The 26,236-nt window shown below is 41.2% G+C and carries 25 protein-coding genes; 21 read left to right on the forward strand and 4 right to left on the reverse strand.

The features are described from left to right. Positions 1–29: 29 nt before the first annotated feature. Both BXY41_RS01010 and BXY41_RS01015 read right to left on the reverse strand, forming a co-directional pair. On the reverse strand, positions 30–788 hold the full coding sequence (locus BXY41_RS01010; RefSeq protein ID WP_104433659.1) for a response regulator: 759 nt from the start codon (positions 786–788) through the stop codon (positions 30–32). Next, positions 766–2,643: a cache domain-containing sensor histidine kinase gene (locus BXY41_RS01015; RefSeq protein ID WP_104433661.1), complete on the reverse strand. Its 1,878-nt coding sequence runs from the start codon at positions 2,641–2,643 to the stop codon at positions 766–768. The genes BXY41_RS01010 and BXY41_RS01015 overlap by 23 nt, the downstream gene beginning before the upstream one ends. Positions 2,644–2,832: 189 nt before the next feature. Between BXY41_RS01015 and BXY41_RS01020 the strand changes: the two genes are divergently transcribed. The 6 genes from BXY41_RS01020 (at position 2,833) to BXY41_RS01045 (ending at position 11,262) form a co-directional block, all read left to right on the forward strand. Further along, on the forward strand, positions 2,833–4,164 hold the full coding sequence (locus tag BXY41_RS01020; RefSeq protein ID WP_104433663.1) for an ABC transporter substrate-binding protein: 1,332 nt from the start codon (positions 2,833–2,835) through the stop codon (positions 4,162–4,164). 12 nt (positions 4,165–4,176) lie between these two features. Further along, entirely contained in the window at positions 4,177–5,055 is an 879-nt protein-coding gene (locus BXY41_RS01025; protein ID WP_104433665.1) for a carbohydrate ABC transporter permease, read from the forward strand. Beyond that, entirely contained in the window at positions 5,055–5,873 is an 819-nt protein-coding gene (locus tag BXY41_RS01030; protein WP_104433667.1) for a carbohydrate ABC transporter permease, read from the forward strand. The genes BXY41_RS01025 and BXY41_RS01030 overlap by 1 nt, the downstream gene beginning before the upstream one ends. Before the next feature lie 16 nt (positions 5,874–5,889). Then, positions 5,890–7,926, forward strand: coding sequence for a beta-glucosidase family protein (locus BXY41_RS01035; protein WP_104433669.1), 2,037 nt, complete (start codon positions 5,890–5,892; stop codon positions 7,924–7,926). Between the two features lie 48 nt (positions 7,927–7,974). Then, positions 7,975–10,227, forward strand: coding sequence for an alpha-xylosidase (yicI, locus tag BXY41_RS01040; protein ID WP_104434597.1), 2,253 nt, complete (start codon positions 7,975–7,977; stop codon positions 10,225–10,227). Between the two features lie 105 nt (positions 10,228–10,332). Further along, complete coding sequence (locus BXY41_RS01045; RefSeq protein WP_170072125.1) at positions 10,333–11,262, forward strand: hypothetical protein; 930 nt, start codon at positions 10,333–10,335, stop codon at positions 11,260–11,262. A gap of 99 nt (positions 11,263–11,361) precedes the next feature. Here the strand turns inward: BXY41_RS01045 and BXY41_RS01050 are convergent, their stop codons facing one another. Beyond that, complete coding sequence (locus BXY41_RS01050) at positions 11,362–11,859, reverse strand: transcriptional regulator (RefSeq protein WP_104433674.1); 498 nt, start codon at positions 11,857–11,859, stop codon at positions 11,362–11,364. A 327-nt stretch (positions 11,860–12,186) separates the two neighbouring features. Here BXY41_RS01050 and BXY41_RS01055 point away from each other — a divergent pair, with 327 nt between their 5' ends. The 13 genes from BXY41_RS01055 to BXY41_RS01115 all read left to right on the forward strand — a co-directional run bounded on the left by BXY41_RS01055 (position 12,187) and on the right by BXY41_RS01115 (position 23,199). Next, positions 12,187–12,597 carry a hypothetical protein gene (locus tag BXY41_RS01055; RefSeq protein ID WP_104433676.1) on the forward strand — a complete coding sequence of 137 codons (411 nt, stop codon included), beginning with the start codon at positions 12,187–12,189 and terminating at the stop codon, positions 12,595–12,597. A 128-nt stretch (positions 12,598–12,725) separates the two neighbouring features. Beyond that, the gene (locus tag BXY41_RS01060) at positions 12,726–12,920 is read left to right on the forward strand and encodes a hypothetical protein (RefSeq protein WP_104433678.1); all 195 of its coding nucleotides are present in this window, start codon (positions 12,726–12,728) and stop codon (positions 12,918–12,920) included. Continuing rightward, positions 12,921–14,258 carry a phage tail sheath family protein gene (locus BXY41_RS01065; RefSeq protein WP_104433680.1) on the forward strand — a complete coding sequence of 446 codons (1,338 nt, stop codon included), beginning with the start codon at positions 12,921–12,923 and terminating at the stop codon, positions 14,256–14,258. It begins immediately after the preceding gene. 13 nt (positions 14,259–14,271) lie between these two features. After that, positions 14,272–14,742: a phage tail tube protein gene (locus BXY41_RS01070; RefSeq protein ID WP_104433682.1), complete on the forward strand. Its 471-nt coding sequence runs from the start codon at positions 14,272–14,274 to the stop codon at positions 14,740–14,742. Between the two features lie 9 nt (positions 14,743–14,751). Continuing rightward, the gene (locus BXY41_RS01075) at positions 14,752–15,168 is read left to right on the forward strand and encodes a phage tail assembly chaperone (protein ID WP_242980006.1); all 417 of its coding nucleotides are present in this window, start codon (positions 14,752–14,754) and stop codon (positions 15,166–15,168) included. A 159-nt stretch (positions 15,169–15,327) separates the two neighbouring features. Then, complete coding sequence (locus tag BXY41_RS01080; protein ID WP_104433686.1) at positions 15,328–17,490, forward strand: tape measure protein; 2,163 nt, start codon at positions 15,328–15,330, stop codon at positions 17,488–17,490. Positions 17,491–17,498: 8 nt separating this feature from the next. Continuing rightward, positions 17,499–18,221, forward strand: coding sequence for a hypothetical protein (locus tag BXY41_RS01085; RefSeq protein ID WP_104433688.1), 723 nt, complete (start codon positions 17,499–17,501; stop codon positions 18,219–18,221). Further along, the gene (locus BXY41_RS01090; RefSeq protein ID WP_104433690.1) at positions 18,218–19,219 is read left to right on the forward strand and encodes an XkdQ/YqbQ family protein; all 1,002 of its coding nucleotides are present in this window, start codon (positions 18,218–18,220) and stop codon (positions 19,217–19,219) included. The genes BXY41_RS01085 and BXY41_RS01090 overlap by 4 nt, the downstream gene beginning before the upstream one ends. After that, the gene (locus BXY41_RS01095) at positions 19,206–19,499 is read left to right on the forward strand and encodes a DUF2577 family protein (protein ID WP_170072127.1); all 294 of its coding nucleotides are present in this window, start codon (positions 19,206–19,208) and stop codon (positions 19,497–19,499) included. The genes BXY41_RS01090 and BXY41_RS01095 overlap by 14 nt, the downstream gene beginning before the upstream one ends. Positions 19,500–19,512: 13 nt before the next feature. Further along, positions 19,513–19,917 carry a DUF2634 domain-containing protein gene (locus BXY41_RS01100; RefSeq protein ID WP_104433695.1) on the forward strand — a complete coding sequence of 135 codons (405 nt, stop codon included), beginning with the start codon at positions 19,513–19,515 and terminating at the stop codon, positions 19,915–19,917. Further along, complete coding sequence (locus BXY41_RS01105; protein ID WP_170072129.1) at positions 19,914–21,062, forward strand: baseplate J/gp47 family protein; 1,149 nt, start codon at positions 19,914–19,916, stop codon at positions 21,060–21,062. Before BXY41_RS01100 ends, BXY41_RS01105 begins: the two co-directional genes overlap by 4 nt. Then, entirely contained in the window at positions 21,052–21,573 is a 522-nt protein-coding gene (locus BXY41_RS01110) for a putative phage tail protein (RefSeq protein WP_104433699.1), read from the forward strand. Before BXY41_RS01105 ends, BXY41_RS01110 begins: the two co-directional genes overlap by 11 nt. A 9-nt stretch (positions 21,574–21,582) precedes the next feature. Then, positions 21,583–23,199 carry a hypothetical protein gene (locus tag BXY41_RS01115; protein ID WP_104433701.1) on the forward strand — a complete coding sequence of 539 codons (1,617 nt, stop codon included), beginning with the start codon at positions 21,583–21,585 and terminating at the stop codon, positions 23,197–23,199. A 175-nt stretch (positions 23,200–23,374) separates the two neighbouring features. On the opposite strand, the gene BXY41_RS01120 is transcribed toward BXY41_RS01115, so the two are convergent. Beyond that, on the reverse strand, positions 23,375–24,526 hold the full coding sequence (locus BXY41_RS01120; RefSeq protein ID WP_146088542.1) for a hypothetical protein: 1,152 nt from the start codon (positions 24,524–24,526) through the stop codon (positions 23,375–23,377). 240 nt (positions 24,527–24,766) lie between these two features. Here BXY41_RS01120 and BXY41_RS01130 point away from each other — a divergent pair, with 240 nt between their 5' ends. Next, a complete protein-coding gene (locus tag BXY41_RS01130; RefSeq protein ID WP_278321412.1) occupies positions 24,767–25,330 on the forward strand; it encodes a type 1 glutamine amidotransferase family protein in 564 nt (187 codons plus the stop codon). 17 nt (positions 25,331–25,347) lie between these two features. Next, positions 25,348–26,124: a class I SAM-dependent methyltransferase gene (locus BXY41_RS01135; RefSeq protein ID WP_104433710.1), complete on the forward strand. Its 777-nt coding sequence runs from the start codon at positions 25,348–25,350 to the stop codon at positions 26,122–26,124. Positions 26,125–26,236 lie beyond the last annotated feature (112 nt).

Consider the following 26,236-nt stretch of genomic DNA (forward strand, 5'->3'; position numbering starts at 1 on the left):
CAAAACAAACAGATGGGGCTGTCAAAATTTCAAGTCCTATTCCTGTATTCACTGGGCTGGATACCCACACAGGATTTAAAAACCCTGCTGAAATAAGCGCTGTCCGGATAACCGGATAATTCCCCCACCTTCTGAACCTCCATATCCGGATTATGCAGCAGCAGCCGTTTTGCCTCGTTGATCCGCAGTCTGGTCAGGTACTTGGAAGGTGTTTCTCCAGTTCTCTTCTTAAATATTTTTCCAAGGTATTCCGGTGTAAATCCGAACCGTTCACTCATTTCCTGAAAAAAGACCTCCTGCTTATAATTCTCCTGAAGATATTTTTCCATAAGTCCGCAGATGGACTCCTGACTCAGCCTTTCGTTCACGGTACAGTAAGATTCCAATGCGCTTGTCTCGGATTTCATGGTAATCAGTAGCTTTTGTAGTGATTCAAAAAGGCTTTTTGCAGTGACCGGTTTTAATAAATAATCCACGACCCCATAGCGGATAGCAGACTGGGCATAGGAAAAATCATTATATCCGCTTATAATAATCACCTTAACACTGGGATGATTTTTCTTTAGATAGCTTGCCAGTTCAATTCCGTCACATTGGGGCATACGGATATCGGTAATGATGAGATCGGGACAGTTTTTTTCTGTTGTTTCTATGGCTTCCAGTCCATTGGCGGCTTCTCCGGCCAGCTTAAGAGGCAGATTTAAGGAAGTGATTTTCTTGATCAGGTTTTTTCGAATAAGGCTTTCGTCTTCCGCCACAAGATAACTATAACTCTGGATGGTGCTCATAATATTCCTCCCTTGAATGATAGACAGGACCTCCCACTATAAAACTGGTTTTGCAGGGACTGGAGCAGTCAATTTGAAAAACTGCTTCAGTGCCGTAAAGAAGTCTTAGACGCAGGCAGACATTTTTAAGTCCCATATTTCCGATTTGCAATGAATTCCATTCTTTATTCATATCCAGGTTCTCATAGATCCTTAACAGTTCTTCTCTCTTATCTTCACTTAGGAGTCCTCCATTATCCTCAACCTTCAGATACCACCGGTCATTTTTTGTATAAGAAGCAATTGACAGCTGCCATGGCGGGGCAATCTGGAATCCGTACTTGAAGGCATTTTCCACAATTGGCTGGATAATGAGTTTTGGGATATAGAATTCTTCCGTTCCTTCATCTATGTTCATGGTATAGGTAAAGCCTTCGTTATAACGCATCTGCATGCAGTTTAAGTAACATTCCGTATAAAGGATTTCTTCTTTCAGGGGGACAATCATTTCCCTTGAGGATGAAATGTAGCGGAAGTAATCGCATAGGTAGCTGCACATTCGTACAATGTCCTCATTCATATCTTCTTCTGCCATAACAGAGATATTTGTCAGACAGTTATAAAGGAAATGGGGATTGATCAGTGACTGGGCCGCCTGAAATTTGGCGCGGGTTTCCTCGGATTTTGATAATAAAACTTCCTGTGAAGTGGAACGCAGTTTCTCGTACATGCTGCGGATGGATTCGCAGAGAAGGGAAAGTTCTTTTATACTGCTGTCGGCGGAGGTTAAATTAACCTTTTTCTCATCAAGTACCCGGTTGATGGTTATTTTCCCAGTGGCTGCCGTCAGCTTTTCCAGAGGAACGGTCAGGCGCTTGGAAATAAAAAAACAAAGAAACAGGGTAACAAGGATGGAAAATGCTCCGATCAGGAAAAACGTTGTACGGAAAAGGGATAGTGACTTATAAAATGCAGATTGGGGCCTGACCAGGATGACCGTCCAGTCGTAACCTTCAATGGTCTGGTAGGAATAAAGAAACTTTCCGCTGCTTCCTGTACTTATGACTCCTGCCTGGTTTTCCGGTACGGAAGCCTGGGTTATTATGGAATAATAGTCCGGGTAGGAAGAATTGGAAGCATACGGATATACCAGCTCCTGCCTGTTATTGTAGATAAATACATGGCTGTCCGGGTTCTGATTCTCAAGCTGGGAGGAAAGGGAGAAAATCCTGTCACAATCCTGCACAACTTCAACAATTCCCTCCGGTGTGCCGTCTGAGTCCAGAAAAAGACGTACCAGGGAGATGAATTTTTGAGACTTCTGATTTTCGCCTTTTGCTGGCAGTTCTTTGTTTACCACTGGTGCAGTTATGTATTTATGTCCGTTTAATGCAAGAGTCTGGGAGTACCAGGGCAGATGCTCCAAATCTACGGAGGTGGTTTTAAGCCAGTAGCCCGCCTCAACGCAGGAACCGTCCATGGTATATAAGTTGATTCCGGAGGCACTTTGATATGCTCCGATCATAGCTGTGACGATATCATGGATTGCCATGGCTTTTTCACGTGAGGCAGCCTGATCTGTGGGCGCCGCAGCGTATTTTTGGTATGAGGTGGAGAATTCCCTGAAATTCATTTTAATCGCATTGGAATATACGATATTCATGGATATGGATGAAAGGTTATCCAGCTGGGTTCTTACGGAGCTTTCTACCGAAGCGCACATATTTTCCAGATCCTTAGAAGCATCTTTTAAGGCATTTTTGCGGTAATGGGTATAAGTAAATACAAAGAATATAACCAGCAGTATCAGGATAAGAAGACCATATATAATAAAGAGATACCATTTTTGGGAATATTGTTTTCCTGGCGGTTTCATAGAAAAGCACCTCCCTTCGTGCAATATTATACAATGTAGTTCAAAAAAATGCAAATGGCAGTTTGGAATTGTCTATTTTGCCCTTTAAAGCCTTGTGGTATTATGAAATTATAACAAATCATTATTTTTATTCAGCGGTATATTTAAGAAAAGTAACAAGTCTAAGTGTGGAAAGTAAAGGAGAAGGTCATGAAAAGAAGCGGAAAGAAATTAATCAGTCTGACTCTGGCGGCAATTTTGGCAGCAGGGATGACAGCGGGCTGCAGTACGGGGACCAGCAGCACAAAAAGTGGTGACAATGGGGGTGCGAAAAAGAATGTTACCCTGACATTTGGCAGTCACCAAAGCGGACTTCCTACTTCCGGTATTGTTCAGGAGCTTGCCAAGGAGTTTGAAGGAGAGACCGGAATCAAGATTGATTTCCAGATTTCCCCGGATGCCCAGTGGAGAGATTTAATCAAAGTAAAGCTGGATTCCGGAGAGGCACCTGATATTATCTGTGTGGATACACCAATCAGCCTTGTTTCCAGTATTCACATGGATCGGTATTGTGCAGAGCTGACAGACCAGGACTGGGTAAACCGGATGGATGCAAGTGCCAAATCGGCAGTTTCTGTTGATAATAAAGTATATGGGATTACTTTCCCAGGAGCAAAGATGTATTTTTACCTCTATAACAAGGACATTTTCAATAAACTGGGGCTGACGGTTCCTACCAATTATGCGGAGTTTAAAGACGTCTGCCAGAAGATTAAGGATTCCGGTACTACACCAATTTATGAAGCTACCACCAATGGCTGGCATCAGGTACTGCCGCTGTTTGAAACAGGGGGATTATGGCTGGCGCAGGATCCGGATATCTATCAGAAATTAAATGACAATAAAATCGATCTGGATCAGATTCCCGCACTTTCAACCATTATCGGTCAGTTAGATGAATGCGCGCGAGCAGGATATTTTGGAGACGATTATTTAAGCAATGCATGGGAAAATGGAAAAGAAGCAATGGCATCCGGCAGATGTGCCATGACAATTGCGGAACTGGGTTACCGGGGGCAGATTGACGCGGATTATCCTGACTTTAAAGCTTCAGAAAAATTAGGTGCTTTCGTAATGCCATGGGGCGACAATCAGACCGTTGGAGTGAACCCTGCAAGCAATGCTTATTTTATTAATAAGGACGGTAAGTATGTAGAGGAAGCAAAGCAGTTTTTTGAATTCCTTTCTAGACCGGAAAACTTACAGAAACGTCTGGATGGACAGCCGGAACTCAGCAATTTATGCTGGTCTGAGATTAAGAGCAAGTATTCGGAAGAGGATCAGAAGTTTCTGGATTCTCTAAAAAAGGCAAACGTGGTTCAGACCTCAGTTAATTACATAGACAGTCAGTGGATGGATGTAGGAAAAGATTTAGAATCCATGTATACCGGCGCAATGACACCTAAGGATGTACTCGACTCGATTATGAAACGGCGTACGGAGCAGGCAACGCTCCAAAAAGATCCGGGCTGGGTAAAATAAAGGAACGATGAAATGAACAGAAAAAAAATATACCCCTGGTACTATGCTGCAGGCGCAGCCATTCTCTTCTTTCTCCTGTGTTTTCTACCGGGAGTGCTTGGAATAGCCTATTCCTTTACAGACTGGAATAATTTCAGCGATGAGATTCATTTTGTAGGACTGGCAAACTATAAGACGGTTTTTCATGGAAATTCGGAATATATGAAATACATAGTGAATACCCTTTGGTTTACAGTTGCAACAACGGTTTTAAAAACGGTTGTGGGCCTGGCACTGGGGCTTTTATTAACCCAGACCTTCATTAAGGGAAAAAATCTCCACCGTATGATCATATTTTCACCCCAGGTCATGTCCTATCTGGTGGTAGGTCTGGTTTTTCGCAGCATGCTTCATCCAACCACAGGCTTTTTAAATAATTTCTTAAGAGGCATTGGTTTCGGAGGGCTGGCAAAAAACTGGCTGACGGATTTAAAGTTTGTTTTCCCAACTGTAATCTTAGTCGATACCTGGAAGGGTATGGGATATATTATGGTGATTGTTATTGCGGGGCTGCTTTCTGTAGCCCCGGAATACTACGAGGCTGCCAGCATTGATGGGGCCAGCTTTTTTAAGAAGTTTACCTGTATTACTCTGCCGCTTTTAAAACCGGTTCTTGTAAATGTAACCGTTTTAAATGTGACTTACGGTCTGCGGGTTTTTGATATGATCTATTCCCTGACAAACGGCGGGCCGGGGAATGCAACTGGTGTGATAAATACGGCAGTCTATAAAGAATTTTCCAAAGGTAATCTGGCTATGGGAACCACTCTTTCCAGCATATTATTTCTTGTAGTTCTATCTCTTTTGTATTTTATTATCTGGTCCATGGAAAACAAGGAGGTGGAAGTGTAATGAAGAAGAGCATTGTATCCATCGTGGGGAATCTGGTTTCATTTGTAATCAGCCTGATTGTACTGCTTCCGCTGGCAGTCTTATTTATCAATTCTTTTAAAACCTCAGCGGAGGCCAACCGGATGACCCTTTCTCTTCCTAAAAAATGGGTGGTTGAGAATTATGTTACTGTAGTTGAGAAAGGAAAGCTGTTTTCGTCTTTCTTAAACGGAATTTTATATGCTTCCTGCAGTGTTGTGATCATTGTTATTCTTGTGTCCGCAGCCGCCTTTGTAATCTCCAGGAATCAGAAAGGGATTAACCGCTTTTTGTATTATTTTATTATTTCAGGCATTGCAGTGCCGATTAACAATGTCGCGCTGATGAAGGTTCTTCAGGTTCTGCATCTGGTAAATACACGGATTGGTATTATTCTTTTATACGCCGCAATTAATATTCCTTTAAGTCTTTTTCTATCCTTTGGATTTATTGCGACAATTCCCAGGGAGATTGATGAAGCGGCGGTGATTGACGGGTGCAGTCCCAGACAGCTGTTTCTAAGAGTGATTGTTCCGTTAATCAAGCCCATTATGTCAACGGTATTCGTATTGGAATTTATGACGGTGTGGAATGATTTTACCATGCCCCTGTATTACTTGAATAATTCGAGAAAATGGCCCATGACTCTTGCGGTCTACAGTTTTTTCGGAGCATTTGAGAATTCGTGGAATCTGGTGGCAGCCGATATAATTTTAACTCTGGCACCGGTTCTGATCGTATTTATACTGGGCCAGAAGTATATTGTAGGAGGAGTATCCGCTGGTTCGGTTAAAGGATAAGCAACAGGAGGTTTTCATGGAAAGGCATGAGATAGAGGAATTAATAAAAGAACTGTCATTGGAAGAAAAGATAGGGATGATACATGGTCAGGGGATTTTTCATACGGGCGGAGTAGAGCGGTTTAATATTCCACCGCTCTGGATGTCCGATGGACCAATGGGAGTGAGAAGAGAGCTTGAAGATGATAACTGGAATCCCAGCGGGACTACAGAAGATTTTGTTTCCTATTTACCCTCCAATACGGCTCTCGCATGCACATGGAACCGCAGACAGGCAGAACAGATGGGGCGTGTTTTGGGAGCAGAGGCAAGGGGAAGGGGAAAAGATGTAATCCTGGCTCCGGGAATCAATATAATCCGCACCCCGCTTTGCGGCCGAAACTTTGAATATATGAGTGAAGACCCATATCTGACTGCCCGGCTGGCAGTTCCGCTGATAAGAGGAATTCAGGAAAATGATACAGCTGCCTGCGTGAAACATTTTGCGGTGAACAATCAGGAAACAAACCGGCTTACTGTCAGTGTGGAGGTCAGTGAACGGGCGCTGCGGGAAATTTACCTGCCAGGTTTTGAAGCAGCAGTAAAAGAGGGAAAATCCATGACTATTATGGGTGCCTATAATAAGCTGCGGGGAGAATTTTGCTGCCACAACCCATACCTTCTTCAGGAGATTCTTCGTAAGGAATGGAATTTTGACGGGGTCGTGATTTCAGACTGGGGCGCTGTCCATAATACATTAGAAGCTGCTTTAGGCGGACTAGATATCGAAATGTCAGTTACCAATGATTTTGATGATTATTATATGGCAGATCCACTTTACCAAAAGGTGTTGGAAAAAGAAGTGGATGAGGAAATTATAAATGAGAAGGTCAGACATATTCTTAATTTAATGAATTGTCTGTCCATGCTTGGAGAAGAAAGAAAAAACAGAACACCAGGTGTGTTTAATATTTCAGCTCATCAGGATGCGATCCGTTCCTGCGGGGAAGAAGCGGTGGTTCTGTTAAAAAATGAAGAGGATCGGCTCCCCATAATGCTGGAAGGAAAGAAGCGTCTGGCAATCATTGGTGAAAATGCAGCCGCACTCCATGCCCCGGGAGGCGGAAGCGCCGGAATTAAAGCATTGTATGAGATTTCGCCTCTTATGGGGCTTAAGATTGAGGCCGGCGGTAACATTGGGGTGGATTATGAACCCGGAGTGGGTCCAGAAGGACTTAAAAAGGCTGAGATTCTGGCAGCAGAATGTGAGGATGTGATTGTCTTTACCGGTTTGAATCATCAATCAGATGTGGAAGGGCAGGATCGGAAAGATATGAAACTTCCTGCTGGTCAGGAGGAATTAATTTCGGCAGTGTTAGGTGTCAATGAAAATGCTGTTATCGTTGTTCTGGCGGGATCACCGGTGGAATTAGAAGCCTTTGCAGACCGTGCCAAAGCAATTGTCTATACCAGCTACAATGGAATGGAGGGAGGACGGGCACTTGCCAGAGTTCTTCTGGGCAATGTGAATCCTTCCGGAAAGCTGCCATTTACGTTACCCAGGTGTCTGGAAGACTGTCCGGCGCATAAACTGGGAGAATTTCCGGGAGATGAGACAGTTGTTTACAGGGAAGGTGTATTTGTGGGGTACCGTTACTTTGAATCAGAACAGGTTCCAGTAAGATATTGCTTTGGTCATGGATTATCTTATACAAAGTATGGATATGAGAATCTTAGAGTTGAGAAGACCAGTCAGGGTTACTTGGTAAAGGCAGACGTGGCAAACTGCGGAAACCGGGCTGGTCTTGAAACCGTTCAGGTTTACGTCAGGGCAGCAGGGGAAACGATAAAGCGGCCTGCCATGGAGCTGCGTGGGTTTGATAAAGTATTATTAGAGCCTGGAGAAAAAAGGACACTGGAATTCTGCTTAGCTGAAAAAGATTTTTCTTATTATAATGAAGAGTTAAAGTGCTTTGCTGTGCCTGAGGATAAGTATGATATCTGTGTGGGAAGCTCTGTTTCGGATATCCGTTTAAAGCAGCGGATAGAGGTTAATGAATGCGTTCTGGAATGAAGAAATTAAATGGGTCAGAAACTGATTCATTCAGGTAAGGAGAAAGATATGAAATTCACCAATGGTTTTTGGAAAATAAGAGAGGAAATTACACCCCTCTATGCAGTTGAATATGGAGGCTGCCGGATCAACGGAGGGGAATTAACCATTTATGCTCCTGGGAAACAGATAAGAAGCAGAGGAGACATTCTCAACCTGGGGATGCTGACAATACGCATTACCAGTCCCATGGAAGATGTGTTGAAAATCTCCGTCTCTCATTTTGAAGGAGCTGCAGACCCCGGGCCTTTTACCGTAATCGAAGAGTGTGACCCGAGGGTAAGCATTATTGAATCAGAAGAAAATATTATTTTCCAGACAGGCAGCACGAAAGCAGTTGTTGACAAACGGCCTGATTCCTGGGGAATCCGATTTTTAGATGAAGACAGGGAGCTTACCAGTACCGGCTTAAAAAATATGGCGTATATGAAAAATCGGGACAATGGAAAATGCTATATGGTGGAGCAGCTGGCACTTGACGTGGGAGAATATGTTTATGGGATGGGTGAGCGGTTTACACCGTTTGTTAAGAATGGGCAGATCGTGGAAATGTGGAATGAAGATGGAGGAACTGCCAGTGAAATCGCCTATAAAAACATTCCGTTTTATCTTACCAATAAGGGTTATGGGGTTTTAGTCAGTAATCCTGGCGATGTGTCCTATGAGGTTGCCAGCGAAAAGGTGGAGCGTATCCAGTTTTCTTTGGAAGGCGAGCGTCTGGACTATTATGTAATTAATGGCGGCACACCCAAAGGCACCATTAAAAAATACACGGATCTTACAGGAAAACCTTCACTACCGCCTGCCTGGTCCTTTGGACTATGGCTCACCACATCGTTTACTACGGACTATGACGAGGATACAACCTCCGGTTTTATCGATGGAATGGCAAAGCGTGATATTCCCCTGCAGGTTTTTCATTTTGACTGTTTCTGGATGGAAGCTTATGAGTGGTGTAATTTTACCTGGGACTCTAAGACATTTCCAGACCCAGTGGGAATGCTGAAACGTTACCATGAAAAAGGGCTTAAAATCTGTGTTTGGATCAACCCTTATATAGCCCAGAAGTCTCCTCTGTTTCAGGAGGGAATGGAAAATGGCTATTTCATTAAAAAGAGAAACGGTTCTGTGTGGCAGACCGATATGTGGCAGGCGGGTATGGGGGTGGTGGATTTCACCAATCCTGAAGCAGCTGCCTGGTATCAGCAAAAGCTAAAAACCCTTCTTGACATGGGTGTTGACTGCTTTAAGACGGATTTCGGTGAAAGAATTCCTGTAAAAGATATTGTATACCATGATGGGTCTGATCCGGTGGGGATGCATAATTACTATACTTATTTATATAACAAAGCTGTCTTTGAACTTCTTGTAAAGGAGAGGGGAGAAGGCGAGGCAGTTTTATTTGCCCGTTCGGCTGCGGCAGGCAGTCAGAAGTTTCCGGTTCATTGGGGAGGAGACTGCTCTGCTTCTTACCCTTCCATGGCTGAGACCCTTCGAAGCGGTTTGTCTCTGGCCTGTTCCGGGTTTGGCTTCTGGAGTCATGATATCGGTGGATTTGAGAGCACGGCTACCGCTGATGTGTATAAACGCTGGTGCCAGTTTGGTCTCTTAAGTTCACACAGCCGTCTTCATGGATCTTCTTCCTACCGGGTTCCCTGGCTGTTTGACGAGGAGGCTTGTGATGTACTCCGGAAATTTGTTAAACTGAAATGCAGGTTAATGCCCTATTTATACAGGCAGGCAGTGGCAGCCCATGAAAATGGGATTCCGGTCATGCGCCCCATGTTTATGGAATTTCCTGAGGATCGTGCCTGTGAGGTTCTTGACAGACAGTATATGCTGGGAGACAGTCTTCTGGTGGCTCCTGTTTTTAAAGAATCAGGAGATGTGGAATATTATCTGCCGGATGGGAAATGGGTAAATCTGCTGAGTGAAAAGGTGATGGAAGGTGGAAGCTGGAAGAAGGAAACATTTGATTATTTCGGTCTCCCGGTTCTGGTAAGAGAAAACAGTATTATAACGGTTGGCAGTTGTGACAGCAGGACTGATTATGAATATGGTGACGGAGTCGAATTCTGGCTTTCTGTATTTGAAGATGGGGGAATCGGTGAAACATCGGTTACTGATTTAAGAGGTAAAGTTGTGATAAACGTAAAGGCAGTTCGGGAAGCAGATGTGATCCGGCTTTTTGTGACAGGCGGGAACGGTAACTGGAGTTATAAGGTTTTGGGAGCACAAAACGTAAAAGTTCTTACAATTTAATGAACCGCTTGACATTTAACATCTGCAGCCGTAGACTTTTAATATAGTTTACGATTGTAGATGTTAATTGTTAATGTGGGATCAATGTATGCAGGAGGGAATGATATGTTTTGTGGCAGTAAGACTTTGATTACTTTAGGTACAGCTTTTTTTATTATGGCAGTTCCATTTACATCCATGGCGGCATCCAGTACAATCAATGATGTTTCCATTGATATCGTATCGGCTGGCGGAACCGCTGACGGTGGCGGTAATTTAGATGTGGTGGTTACAACTGATTCTGATATGTATCACTTAGAAAAGGCATATGATATAGATGAGCCGGATGGTGATTTTAAAGAGATTGACCGGCCGACGCTTGTGGTTTTGATCAAAGCGGATGGTAATTATACTTTTTCCAGCCGGGCTGTAAAAAATATAAAAATTAACGGCGCAAAAGGAACGGTTATTGGCGGCTTGATGAATGAAACAAATATAAAGGTTTATATTGTATTTGATGCCTTATATGACAATGGCAGCAACCATAGTCTAAACGTGATTGATCTTAATGTAAATGAGTTGAAATGGGATAAGACAACCGGGCTGGTGAGATGGGGTGCAGTAAGTGAAGCCGATAATTACCAGTTAAGACTTTACCGTGGCAGCGGATTGATAAGCTCATTTATTACAAAAGACCCCAATTATGACTTGTCTGCCTATATAACAAAAGAGGGTAAGTATTCCTACCAGGTCCGTGCAGTGACGGATTCCTCCCTCAAGGGAACATGGTGTAAGTCAGATGTTTTCCAGGTGACTTCCGAAGATGCTTCAAGAATCAGTTTTGGCAAATCAAAGAAGGGTCTGGAAGGTCCCGGAAGCCGTTGGCAATTTAAGAATGATAAGTGGTATTTTATGAATGAATCAGGAACTATGGTTACCGGTTGGATCAATTGGAAATCAAAGTGGTATTACTGTGGCAATGATGGTGCCATGTACACCAATACAACGACCCCGGATGGATATAAAGTAGGTAGTGATGGAGCCTGGGTGGAATGATAAATGCTTTATAAATCGGTATAACAAACAACGCCCTCCTGGTATACAGGAGGGCGTTGTTTGTTAAGAGTAACTATCTAATGACATTCTATATTTTATTTACTCATCAAAAAATGCATTGTCATATTCTCTCATTTCATCAGTCACTTCTATGTCTTTCCGTTCATGGGCTGCATTGGTGAGAAGATGGTGCTTATTCTCTTCCTCCATCAGCTGTATCTGATAAAGATTCTTACTGTAGTCAAGTACTTTCCTTTTATTTGCACTATTAAGCTTATTATAATTAATAGAAAGCTCATTATCGGAGGAAAGAACACTGACTTTATGTTCGCTTGAACCAGGAGTCTGAACTCTTTCCATAGGTACATCAAAACCCATTAACCATGCCTCACTCACATTAAGAGCTTTACCAAGTACAAACAATTTCTTCTGGTTAGGTTCTGTTTTACCAGCGCAATACTGGCTGATATCAGATTTATTCATCTTAACGTTATACATTTCGCAAAAAGGAATCGCCAGATTTAATATGTCGGTCTGACGTAAATTTTTATCTTCCATAATTTTCTTTAATCGAATAGCAGTGTTTTCATTTTTCATTATATAAACCGCCTCTCTGTATCTGTTATATCATATGTTACATAAAAGTTCAATATAACAATCCTATGGTTTAAATTATTGAACTTTTGCGTTGACAGAAGAATCTAATCATGTTATGATACGGATAGTTCAAAATATTGAACTTAAAAGCTTACAAAATAAGTCACATCAGGTATATCAACGGTTATAGGTAGATGTGGTTTATTTTTTACTCAATTAGTTCAAAATATTGAACTATAAAATAATTGCCTGAAATATAGTTTGGCAAATATTAATGTTGAGCAACATGACTGTAAATAAAACAAAAATATCTGGGAGGATAAAAGAATGGGAAATGTCAGACCTTTAAATTACAGCAAATACGGAATCAGTAAAAACCGCTTCTGGGAATTGTATTTTTGGTGTCTTCAATATGGAGAATGGAGAGAGGAGCTTAAGTATAAAACAGATACGGTTAAATCTGTGAGAATTGCCAGCATGCCATCGTCTCATAGTCCGGTGGACGTTACACAGCAGCTTGCAATCAGAAGGGTAATGCTTGAGCAGAACTGTAAGCTGATTGAACAGACGGCAATAGAAACAGATGCGGACATTTACAAATATATATTAAAAGCTGTGACAGAGAAAGAAATTACGTATGAATATTTGCGAATGATAATGGAAATTCCTTGTAGTCACAATACATATTATGACAGACGCCGCAAATTTTACTGGCTTCTGGATAAAAGAAAAAATTAAGATTGGTAATCAAGGGACAAATCAACATGCTATATTAGTAGTATGAAAAAGGGTTTCCACACAGGAGACTCTTTTTTATTATTATTCACTGCCTTAAAAAATAAAAAAGAAAGGGGAAAGAATCAAAGATGTCAAAAGCAAAGGACACAAAAAAAACAGTGAGGGAACCGGTAAAATTTAATAGGGAGGCACTTCTTGCAAGCAAGGAATTTTCCGGATATCAACCGGACTTTGCAAAGGTGCTTCTTACAAAACCGGAGTACACACTGGAAGAAGCAAAGGAAATTCTTGATAAATTTTTCGAAAATAAGGAGGAAAAGTAAATGGCTGGAGGAACATGGACATCACAAAGTAAAAAGCAGCCGGGTGTTTACATTAATGTGAAATCAAGTATGGAGCAGTCGGTTAAAGTAGGGGACAGGGGAATTGTAGCAATCTGTGAACCATTGTCATGGGGACCAGAAGGAGAACTTATGACAATCAATGCAGGGGACGATTTTACGTCATATATTGGTTACTCTGCAACCAGTGAAAAGTCATTGTTTTTAAGAGAGATTTTTAAAGGAAGTGAGCGTACAAGCGGACCTGCAAAGGTTATGCTTTACCGCCCAGCTGCAGAAGGCTCGGCAAAAGCCACGGCTGTTGTTGGTGATCTTACTGTTACTGCAAGATATCAGGGGGTACGTGGTAATGATATTTCGGTTTCACTTACCCAGGATCCGGATCAGTCAGGAAATTATGTAGTACGAACCATTGTAGAGGGATTAGTAAAAAATACTCAGACAGGAAAAACTGTTTCTGATTTAAAAGAAAACGACTGGGTTGCTTTTTCAGGCAGCGGTACCCTGACAGCTTCAGCTGGAACTTCTTTAACAGGAGGCAGCGATGGCACAGTGAAAAATGCAGAGTATTCCAATTTTTTAACTGCTCTGGAATCCCGTAATTTTCAGATTCTTATCTATGACGGCGCTGACAGCACAATTAAGGAAGCATACATAGCCTTTATTAAACGGATGCGTGAAAATTCAGGAAGGAAGTGTCAGGCAGTTATGTCTGGTGCTGAAAGTGATACTGAGGCAGTCATCTCTGTTAAAAACGGGGTGGTGCTTTCAGATGGAACTACACTTACCCCACAGAAAACAACCTGGTGGGTTGGCGGTGTGCAGGCAGGAGCAAATTATACGGAGTCTCTGGTCTATGCCCAGTATCCCAATGCAGCAGATGTATCTCCACGTCTGACATCAGCAGAAATTGATGAAGCGCTGGACAAAGGGCAGATTGTATTTTTTGAAGAATTTGGTTCCGTTAAGATTGTGTCAGATATTAATACACTTACTTCTTACACGGCAAACAAAGGAGAAGCATTCAGCTTAAACCAGGTAATTCGGACGGCTGATACTCTTACCAGCGATATTTATAAGAATTTTTCCCAGAACTTTGTTGGGAAGACTCAGAACAACGCAACGGGCTGGGACTTATTGAAGTCCTGGATTGTGGGGTATTTAAATGAGATTCAGGCAAATGGAGGAATCCAGAATTTTGAATCTGATGATGTGACCGTAGAAGCGGGAAATGCACTGAATGCAGTTTTAATAACACTGGCAATTCAGCCGGTAGCTGCAGTGGAAAAAATTTATATCACAGCAACCCTGACGGATTAGGAGGAGATAGATTATGAGCTTTTTATTAGAACGCGATGCTTTAAACGGAAAGGCCGGAAGAGCCTTTGCAGTAATTGACGGACGCAATGTGGAAATGTTCGGATTAAAGAAAATTCAGGCAGATGCAGAGTTTCAGGAATCTGATTTTAAGGTGGTCGGAACCAATCTGGTACAGAAAAAGACATCAGGTGTTTCCCTTACCGGTTCCGCCACGGTATACTATGGCACACCGGAATTTTTAAACATGCTGAAAACTTATTTAAAGACGGGAGCACTTCCGTACTTTACAATTCAGATTACCAATGAAGATGAAGGCAGTTCCATTGGCAGCCAGACGGTAGCTCTTTATAACGTAAAGCTCCAGAAGCTCCCCATTGCCATGCTGGACGCAGATACAGAGTTTTTAACAATGGATATTGCTTTCAGCTTTACTAACGTAGAAGTATTAAACGCATTTTCAACCCCGGTTCAGCTGGGAGAATAGGAGGATATTATGAGTGCATTAAAAGCATTTTTACAGCCATCAGTGGAGGGAGTAACCAAAGAGGTGATTATTTCCGAACGTTTTAAAGGAGAAGATGGGAAACCTGTCCCCTTTGTGATCAAAGCTATTTCCCAGAAGGAAAATGAGAAGCTTGCCCGCATGAGCCGCAAAACAGCTAAGGTTGATGGCGTTCCGGTAGAGAAAACAGACAGCATTCTTTATACCAGAAGACTGATTCTTGCATGTGTACAGGAACCGGATTTCAGCGATCAGGAAATGTGTAAATATTACGGAACAGAAGATCCCCTGGAGGTTCCTTCCCAGATGCTGAGTGTGGGAGAATATAACCGTTTATCCAATGCGATTCTGGAATTAAATGACATGAAGAGCATGGGAGAGAAGAGTGAAGAAGCAAAAAACTCCTAAACGGGGGAGATATGGACGTGCAGTTGGCTTACTACATGTTTGTTAACCACGGCCGCTTCCCCGGGGAAGTTGCCAGGCTTCCGGAAAACGATAGAATATTAATGTTCCAGATGGCGGTGAAAGAAATTAAAAGCCGACCTAAGAAGTAGAGGAGGAACGATGGGAACGATAACAGGAGAATTAGTAGTAAGTGACCAGTTCAGTGAATCTTTTTCCAGGTTCATTGAACTTGGGAATTCTTCGGTGGAGCAATTGGGGCGAATTAGTCAGGCTGCTGTAAAAACTGAATTGACCATGCGTCGTTCCATGGGTGGAGCGGCCGGCGCAATAATCGGAAATATAAGACAGTCAAGCAGTGAGACAGTAATGCAGTTAGATCGCATTACTGCCTCAATTGAAAAAATGGGAGAAGATTCCCAGTTTGTGGCAATTCAAGGGATGAATGAAATCAATGAAAACATAAAAAAGGTGGTTGCAAATACTTCAAAGGCTGAGGAAGAGCAGGACGAATACAATATAAGATTAAAACAGTCATTAGAATTCGGTAAGAAGTTAAAGGACACAATTAAAAAAATAGGATCGCTGGGAGTAACAGCAGGAAAAGGGCTGATTGGATTATCAGATAAGATGTCTCAGTCAAATACCCGTGTAAATGGAATGAACAAAAGCTTTCACCCTTCTGAAAACGCTTCAGCTGAGGGAAATGGAGCAGCCAGCAATGAACTGGAGGAAACCAGCCGCATACAGGAACTCATTTATCAGTCTGCCCAACGAACCAGAATGAGCTATCTTGGAACTGTAGATGCGGTTACTGCCTTAGCAAAGGGGGCAGGAGATGCCTTTTCCAGCAGTGATGAAGTTGTTGCGTTTGCAGAAAATATGAATAAGCAGCTAAAGTCAGCTGGGGCCAGCCAGCAGGATGCTGCTTCTGCGTCTGAACAGCTGACCAAGGCACTGGGAGCCGGAGTGCTTACAAGTGAGCAGTTTAATGCGGTTTCTGGCACAGCTCCCAATATTATTCAGACAATTGCCGATTATATGGGAAAACCTGTAAAAGAAGTCAGGAAACTGGCTGCCGAAGGAAAAATCACCTCAGACATTGTAAAAAATGCCATGCTTGGCGCAACGGATAATATAAACGAAGAGTTTAAGAGTGTGCCTATGACATGGACTAATGCTTGGGAATTAATAAAAAATGCGGCAACTTATTCACTAAGCGGAGTTACAGAGAACATTAATGAATTTTTAAACAGTGATAGTGCACAGAAAGCCCTTGGGGGAATTGTGGGTGCAATTGATATTCTGGCTGATGTAGCAGAAGGAGTAATTGGTATGCTGACGACTGGAGCTGGATTTATAGTTGATAATCTGGGATTTATATTGCCAGTACTTGCAGCTATCGGAGTAATGCTTGCTATTATAAATAGTGCTGCAATAGCGGTAGCATTGTCAACTGTTGGAGGTGCACTGGCTACAGCAGGGGCCTGGATTGTCGCAAACTGGCCATTACTGTTATTTATAGCCGTTCTGGCCAGCGCTTTTATTGCTGCTCAAAAATTAGGCGTTGGAATGGAAGAAATAGGCGGTTGGGTCGGGCAGATTTTTGGAACCATCTATGCGGTTGGATATAACATTTTTGTTGCTCTTTGGAATGTCATTGCTTCCTTTGCTGAATTTTTTGCAAATGTTTGGAATGAACCGTTAGGCGCGACAGTCCGAATGTTCGCTGATGTATTTGATGGCATTCTTGGTATTGTAGAAACTGCTGCAGGTGTCATAGATGCAATGCTTGATAGTGATCTTACATCTGCAGTTTCCGGATTCAGGGATGAGGTTAAATCCTGGGTAAAAGAAAACTTAGGTGAAAATGAAATTAAAATAGAAAGAATGAATAACATTGATGTAAAGGAAACAGCAGCGGCTAGTGGAGAATTCTTTGAAAAAATAGGTGAAAAAATCGATAATATGAAATTTGATCCTATCGAAACAATAAGTAAATATACAGGAACCTTGGGAGGCAATAAAGATGGCTACGGATCTATGACTGATAACATAGGAAATGTATCAGGTGTCGATAAAGTAGGCAGCGTAGAAAAAATCAATCAGGATGTAAACATTGCTGATGAAAATATTAAGCTTCTCAGAGATTTATCAGAGCGGCAGTATGTAGCCCTTGTCAATCTGACGGTACCACAGACCAATGCGACGATCAACCAGACTGTACATGGCGGCGGCGGATCTGATGTAGATTCCATGGTGGGTGCGCTAAACAATATACTTGGAGTACAACAGTCAGTCAGCAGCAATGTATTAGTAACCTAGGAGGAATTATGGGAAACAGATATAAGTTTTTTGCAGATATTGGTGGAGACACCATAGAATTCCCTGTTAATCCAAAGGAGTATACCATTTCATATCCGGCCGATCATAAAACCTACGACATATTGGATATAGGTGAAATTATAGTTCCCAGGCTGCCTTCTTTAATGGAGGTATCCTGGGATTCCTATTTCCCGGGGAACAGTGATGATCCGCTGATATACGGACATGACTGGATGGAGCCAGGGGACTATGTGGAAGCCATAAAGGATGCCATGGATAATCAGGAAATATGTGATCTAGTCATAAGCCGGTATAATGCAGGCGGAAGCAGGATGTATGATACCAATATCAGTGCAGTAATTGCAGATTTTGAAACAACGGAAAAGGGCGGGGAAGCAGGAGACGTATACTACAAGATTAAATTCAAAGAATACCGGAATTACACACCTATAAAAATACCCCTGCAAAATAATAACAATACAGACAGTTCCTCCACTTCCGAAAATTTACAAAGAGCCGAATCCCCTGCTTTGGAACTAAGGGTAGGAGCCGCCGTTATCGCAAATGGCACCTATTATAGCAGCAGTTATGGGGATAAGCCGACTGGTACGGCTAATAACTTATCTACTGTAGTCTCAAGGATTATTCCAGATGCTTCCAGACCATATCCAATTCTGATTGGGGGAAGCCGTGGCTGGATTAAGGCAGATCAGCTGCAGGTGACCGGATGAGTTATAAACTTCTGGTTTTGAATACTGAAACCAATACCTTATTTGATTATGCCCCTGTGACCGAAAGCGTCACTTATACAACCAACAGAAACGGAAGTGCCGGTACACTTACATTTACTTTACTTAAAAACCAATCCCTAAACCTTACAGAAGGAGCAAGAGTTCAATTTTATGTTGATGGAAAAGAAATCTTCCTGGGATTTGTTTTTGTTATTGAGCAAAACCGCTGGGGGGAGATCTCTGTTACGGCCTATGATCAGCTGCGGTACTTAAAATGCAATGCCAGCTACAGCTTTATCAATAAAACTCTTGGGGAAATCATTCAGCAGATTGCAACGGATATGGAACTGAAAACGGGTGTTCTGGAAAATACCGGACACTCGTTTGATAAGCTGACAAAAGAAAATACTTCATGTCTGGATATCATTGAGTATGGACTTATGTTAACTCAATACAAAACTGGAAAAACCTTTGTATTTTATGATGATTTCGGAAAGCTATGCCTTAGGGAAGCCCAGAATATGAAATCAGATATTCTGATTGGAGATGGAAGCGTTATAACCGATTACACCTATAAATCAGATATTGATACAGATACTTATAATCAGGTGAAACTGGTGAAATCAAATAAGGAAACCGGTCAGATAGACAATTATATATTTAAAGATCAGACAACAATTAAAAAATGGGGATTACTCCAGAATTTTGTTAAAGTGGATGAGAATCTAAACGATGCCCAAATCAGTGAGCAGGGAAATATTATGATGGCATATTATGACCGGGTATTAAAAACAATAACCATAAACGGTGTCGGCGGAGCACCGGATTTAAAAGCAGGTGCAATGGCTTACTTTAAACTTAAGGATGTACCAGAACTGAAAACCAGGTACTCATTAATTCTGGATAAAGTAAAGCACACCTTTGCCGCCGGAGAACACACAATGAACCTGGAAGCCAGGATTGTTGATAAGGAGGTATATCTGGGTGGAATTAATTGAAAGACTGCAATCCATTATTATTGATACAACAAGAGCCCTGGATTTACTTGATACAGGTTATGCGACTGTTATATCGGCCTCACCTCTTACACTTTGCATAGAGGCGACAAGGTTAAATGTTACGGAACCGGTGGCAGTGATGACAGATAATGTACGATACAAGGCTGTTACCGTTCAGGGAGAAACTGTAGTAATTAATAAAGGTCTGAAGCCAGGAGATAAGGTTTTGTACTTAAAAGCCGACTCCGGTCAGAGCTATATAGTAATTTCGAAAGTGTAGGTGAAGAAAAAACATGGCAACATTGCCGGATTCATCAAGTGCATTTTTATATGAAGGCGAGAAGAGAGAGTACCCTACGGATACATATCTGGTTGACAAAGGAACTGGGACAATCAGAAAAATGGGACAAGGTCTGGAGGCCATGAAACAGGCGGCTGATATTATATTGAGTGTGGAACGGTATGAAAACCAGATCTATTCTTCAAATTTTGGCAGAGAGTTAAAAAAACTGGTGGGCAAGCCGCCAGAATATGTGACAAGTATGTTGAAACGGCGGATCAGAGAGGCATTTTCCGTAGACTCTCGGTTTTTGTCAGTGGATAACTTTGTCTTTGAGATAACTGACACCGGTACAATAAAATGCGGATTTCAGTTAAAGACCGCGTTTGGTACTCTTTCAGAGGAGGTGGAAATTTGATTGATTTTAGTAATAAGACTTATGGAAATATATTAAGCAGGCAGCTAAATCGTGTACCCGATACCATAGATAAGAGAGAGGGATCCATGATTCAGACCGCTCTTGGACCGGAAAGCTGGTATCTGGAAGGCTTGTATCTTGATCTGGATTCTGTACAAAAAAATGCTTATGCCGAAACCGCAGGAGGTAATTTCCTTGACTTACTGGTGGCTGAGCGTGGGATTGAGAGAAAAACATCTACTTATGCAGTTAAAAAGGGTGTATTTAACAGAACGGTTTCGGTTGGATCCCGTTTCTCTGCCCTTACAGGTGATGGATACCTGACTTATCAGGTTACAGAATTCATTGGGCAGACGGAGACTGGTTATGCCTATAAAATGAAATGTGAAGCTGCCGGAGAAATCGGAAATAATTATACGGGTCAGTTGATAGCAATTGATTATGTCACCGGGCTGACTTCTGCAGAGCTTACTGAACTTTTATCAGCAGGAACGGAAGAAGAAAAGGATAGTTCTTTGCGGGAACGGTATCTGGCAACTTTTGATGTGGCTTCATTTGGAGGTAACATAGCCTCTTACCGCAATGCGATTCTTGCCATAGACGGAGTAGGAGAAGTACAGGTTTATCCGGCATGGAAAGGGGGAGGTACAGTACTGTGCAGCATTCTTGACGGGAATCTGCGTCCCGCTGGCGAGGAACTGATACATGCGGTTCAAGAAACCATTTGTCCTTTGGAAGAAGGGGGAACAGTGCCTTCGGCAAGTGGTTATGGACTTGCTCCTATTGGGGCAGAAGTCACCATTGGGACGGGAACTGAGTTAGAGTTAAATATTTCTCTTACGGTTCAGTTTCTTAATACTGTACCTAACGGAGGTTCCGCCTATAAAAGCCAGATAGAAAAGAAAATAGAGGAATATCTTCAGTCAGTTCGTCAGTCATGGGGAACCATGGTGAAAAGCCAGAAAATAGAATATGCCGTTACTGTGTATATATCCAGAATAATTTATGCAATTCTTGATATTCCAGAGGTGGTAAATGTAACTGAAGTATTAATAAACGGTGCGGCATCTGACGTGGTATGCAAAGAAGATTTTTCGCTGCAGCAGGTGCCAATATTAGGGAAGGTGACGGTAAATGGCAGTTGATCTGAAAATGCTTCTTCCGGAATGGTTTCAAAATGTAGTTGAATTTAATGAATTGCTGGAAACAGAGGCCATAGAACTGGAAGAAGCCGAAGATTGTATCCGTTCTGTGAGGAATAATTGTTATATACAGACTGCTGATGAAGCGACTATTTTACTTTTAGAAAAAAGATTTGGCATTGTTTATCGGGGAGAAAGCCTGGAATTCAGAAGAAGCCGTATCATGCAGAGATATAATACGGTGGTTCCTTTTACGGTAGGGTTTTTAAAAGATCGTCTGGCGGAGCTTTATGGAGTGGATGGATACAAGGTTATGGTAGATGGTAAAAAAAGTTTAATTGATATTAAAATTACCTCAGACCGTTATGGAGCCGTTGATCTTCTTTACAATTTGCTATGGGATATTTTACCGGCACATATACAGATTACCGCCAGGCAGGTGAATACAAAGAATTTTAAAGGCGTTTTAAGTCTGGGATCAACGGTAAGTGGAACCAAGGTAATTACAATTTAAGGAGGTTTTATGGGACAATATAATAAAGCAGTTTTGACGACTGCGGGAGAAAAATTAATTGCACGGGCTTTGGCGGGAGAGATCAAGCTGAATATTACTAAGGCGAAAACATCCGATTTTGCGTATCCGGAAAATGCAGATTTAAAACGTCTGACGGATATGCAGGGCGTCAGGCAAACAGTCTGTGATCCGGAAACAGTGGTATTTAATGAAACAATAATTCAGACCAGGGTACTGTTTAGTAATGAGGATATTGCGTCAACGTACTACATACACAACATTGGTCTATATGCAATGGACGGGACTCATGAGGTCCTTTTTTCTATTGTGACAGCAGAGATGCCAGATGAAATGCCACAATACAATGGGGTAGCGTCTACCTCTTATATTTACAATATTCAGAATGTTGTTCAGGATGCCGCTCAACTCAATATTTCTTTGAATCCTTCCGGAACGGCTACAATCCAGGATGTATTGGAACGGGTGGATGCAACTAGTGGCGATATATCAGAAACAGTCATTGAAACTCTGGAAACCGTAGAGGATAAATATCCGGTACCGGCTGCGGGGGAGAGTGTAAAGCGGTTTTTCGGGAAGATAATTACGTTCATGAAAAACATAAAACCTCTTACGGGAGATATCAATATCTATGTATCAGCTAATACGGGATCTGATATAACTGGTGATGGTAATCAGGATAGGCCATATTTCAGCATTACAAAAGCATTAGAAATGGCACCAAAAGATCTAAATGGGTATAAGGCAACTATATTTATATCTGGCGGGACATATAATGAAGATTTAACCATTTCCGGATTTGGTACAAGTGGTTACTTAATGTTTTCGTTATCCGGAAATGTAACCATAGGACACGTTTTGGTAAGAGGATCACTATTAACAATCGGTTCTTCTGTTACGGAAACCTCACGTACATTTACCATGAACTCATTAACAATAACTGATGGAAGTAATTTTAATGCGTGGTCCAATGTTTATATTTCAACGGTTTCAAAACAATCATTGGATACAATTGGAAATAATTATTCTATAGCGATTTCTCGTAACAGTAGTGCATATGTGTCGGGAATTACAACATTGGGGGGAAATAATGGAACTGCCATACGTATTCATACTATGTCAAAAGCGTACTTTTATTCAATCTCGGGTAGTGGTTTTAATATAGGTATTGCAGTAGAAACAAATTCACAACTTTCAAGTTGGTCTAACAACATATTAGCAACTACGCCAATATATCATGATGCTGGTGGTATGATTATTCATCCAAATGGTACTCAAATAGCGGGTATATTTACATCTGGATTATCATGTACATGGGGAACATTATCCGGAGGGTATATAAGGAATGGTAACGCTATTGGAACTGCAATGATTACAATAGCACTTACAGTAACTATTACAACGGCTTTATCTGCGGGCACACAATATTTCATATCAGGTTTTCCGCAAGTTGCTGGTACAAGTACAATTGCTGTTTCCGTGCATGACAAACTAGATGTTTATTATTGTTTTCTGTATCATGATGGTAGAATAGAACTTTCATTAATAAATCCATTATCAGCAGGTAGTTTTCTTGTATTTAACTGCACATATATGACGACAAGTTAATTAAGGAAATCGTGGGATCAAACAAGCTCAATAATAAATAATCGTAAAGACAATGCCTCTAAATAGAGTATGTTAATATGACTTTTATTAACCTGGATTGAGTTGGTTTTATATGGATTTAGGGCTTTGTGAATGGAGTATTTTCACAGAGCCCTTTTTAATGGTTGAATATGGATCAATCATAAAAATGATAGTCATAATAAAGATTTATGAGAAGGAATGTTTTCCTTAACATCATATCACCCAATTCATAATACATGGATTGATCTACAAGATCCTCCATATTATTTGCATTATGCTCACTTAAATACTCAGATAGTCTTTGATCGTAATGTTCCTGCCACTCCTGTTGGGTGGTTCTTAAAACTTCCAGTTCATCTTCAGATAATTTTTCTAAACATAATTTAAAAATCTTATTCATCTCATTATAACAGCCATTTTTGTAATTGCGGGCATTTAAATTAACTTCTTCCTGGTCTTCAAGACTGATATTATAGTAAGCTCTAAAATCCATTAAATAAGCAAGAGTATCCAGATAATTTTGCCTGTCGTAAGAATCTGACTTCGATACTGCGTCTTTCGTTTCTGTACTATCAACAAGCAATTGGTCTATTGCTTGTTGACAGTAATCATGCCACTCTACATCTGGCAAGCTATCAAACGAATCTAAGTGTTTATCAAATGTATCCTTATCAACTGGCATATCATGTTTAAAATAGGTAATGTCAGGAGTCCCCCCAACTGAATTTATCATATCATCCTGAAAAAAAGTATCTCCAATAAACAACACCTTGCTCACGGAAGTATCACTTGAGCTGCTTGATGACATAAATGAACCATCTGCTTTGAGATTATACATTGTCCTATATGAAACAATAAAGCCATATACGTTGCCTTCTTTATATCGCAGGATAATAAACCCGTTATAATCCTCTATTGCCAGCACGACCTCAGATACTCCATCACCATCCAGATCTACTACAGCGAATTGCGGGGTTTTTATTGGATTTGAATCATAAGCAAGTTCATTCAAGTAACCATTCCATTCATGATCTAAATCATTATAAGGAGATTTGTCTGTACATAATAGAGTTTGTTCATTTAGGAGCACGGCTTTGAAAGTTTGCATAGGGGATAAAGCATCGGTGTCGGAAGTTAAAGGGGTAGGTGATATGTTTGATGAACTAGATTCATTCTCTGATTTAGTTGTACTTAATGAGCTGGGAGACATTTGTTCATTAGTAATGCCCTCTGTTGACGAGGATTTACTACAGGAGCTCAACAAAAATAATCCCAGGAAAGCTAAAATAACAATATATTTTTTCATAATACTACATTCTCCCAATAATAGTGGAATTAATAATTTTTTCTTAACCACGTGTTATAAATATCTATAACCAAAGTTTACCATTGTAATCTCACTGTGTCAAACCTACAAAAATGTATTGTGATACAAAGCTTTCTCTTGTAAATTGACAGTTTATTAGATAATATAAATATAATACAGGTATAAAATTATATATGTAGCCTGGGGGGAGGAACCAATATTATAAAAAAAGAAGTTCTAATTCTATTAACTCACCAATGGTGCGATTGGGAAGGAAGTTACGCGATTGCCGTAATTAATTCATTTTCCGATTATACAGTAAAAACCATAGCGATCGATAATCTTCCTAAAACCTCAATGGGCGGTATCAGAGCCGGCGTTGATTATACCATTGAAGATTACCATTCCTATGAAAACCTTGCTATGGTAATTATGCCGGGAGGTCTTTCCTGGGAAGAAAACGATTATATAGAAATAAAAGAATTTGTCAAACAGCTTATCGATAGGAATATTCCAGTAGCAGCAATCTGTGGTGCCACCTATTTCCTGTGTAAACACGGATTCCTTGATCATGTTAAGCATACGGGAGATTCTTTGGAGTATTTCAAGAGTGCAAAAAATTACAAAGGTGAAGATCACTATATCCCCGCTCAGGTCGTAGTAGACGGAGGGATCATGACTGCCAATGAAACCGCAGCCGTTGAATTCGCCTATGAGATTTTTAAAATCCTTAAAATAGACAGTGATGAGGAAATGAGTCAGTGGTATGATAATTTTAAGAATGGGGCTGTACGGCAGATTTAGACTATAAAGGAGAAGATATGGATTTCAGAAAAACGTTTGACACAATTCCAGAGCAATTTGATAAATGGAGACCCAGGTATTGTGAGGAGCTTTATTCCGAAATAATTACCCGTACAGATCTGGGTACCCACAAATCAGCTCTGGAAATCGGACCGGGGACAGGGCAGGCCACGGAGCCTTTCCTAAAGACAGGATGTGACTATCTGGCGATCGAGCTGGGGGAAAATTTTGCTGAGTACATGCAAAACAAGTTTGGTACTTATGATAATTTCCATATTGTGAATGACGACTTTGAGACCCACAATTTTGGAGACCGGAAATTTGACCTCATATACTCTGCTGCAACCATACAGTGGATTCCGGAGAACATTGGATTTCCTAAGATATTTGACCTTTTAAAACCCGGTGGGATCTTAGCTATGTTCATGACATACTCCGATTACAAAAGTGGGAATGAAGCGTTGTATGAACAGATGGAGGAAGTATACAGAAAGCATTTTTATGTTGAAACAAAGTATACGTGCAGACTGGACTACGAACATGCTCTCAATTACGGATTTACGGACTTAAACTACCAGGAATGGAATAAAGAGAGATTTCTAAGTGCAGACGAGTATGTGGAATACTTAGCAGGAACCCAGGTGGAGCATATAACATTAAAAGAGCCCTATAAAACCAGATTTTATGAGGGGATCAGGGAAGCTGTTAGGAATGCCGGAAATCAGATAAAAATAATTGATACAATTGCATTATATTTGACTAAGAAGCCTGATTCTGATGCCGTTTCACTATAATAAGTAAAGACTCGGATTTCCTCTTGGGAAGTCCGAGTTTTTCTGTCCCTGGGATCGAACATGCTCTATTTAATAATATTGGTTTTCCGGTTAATAATAATTAAGAAATTTC

The organism is Lacrimispora xylanisolvens, assembly GCF_002934545.1.
In the GTDB taxonomy this organism is placed as follows: domain Bacteria; phylum Bacillota; class Clostridia; order Lachnospirales; family Lachnospiraceae; genus Lacrimispora; species Lacrimispora xylanisolvens.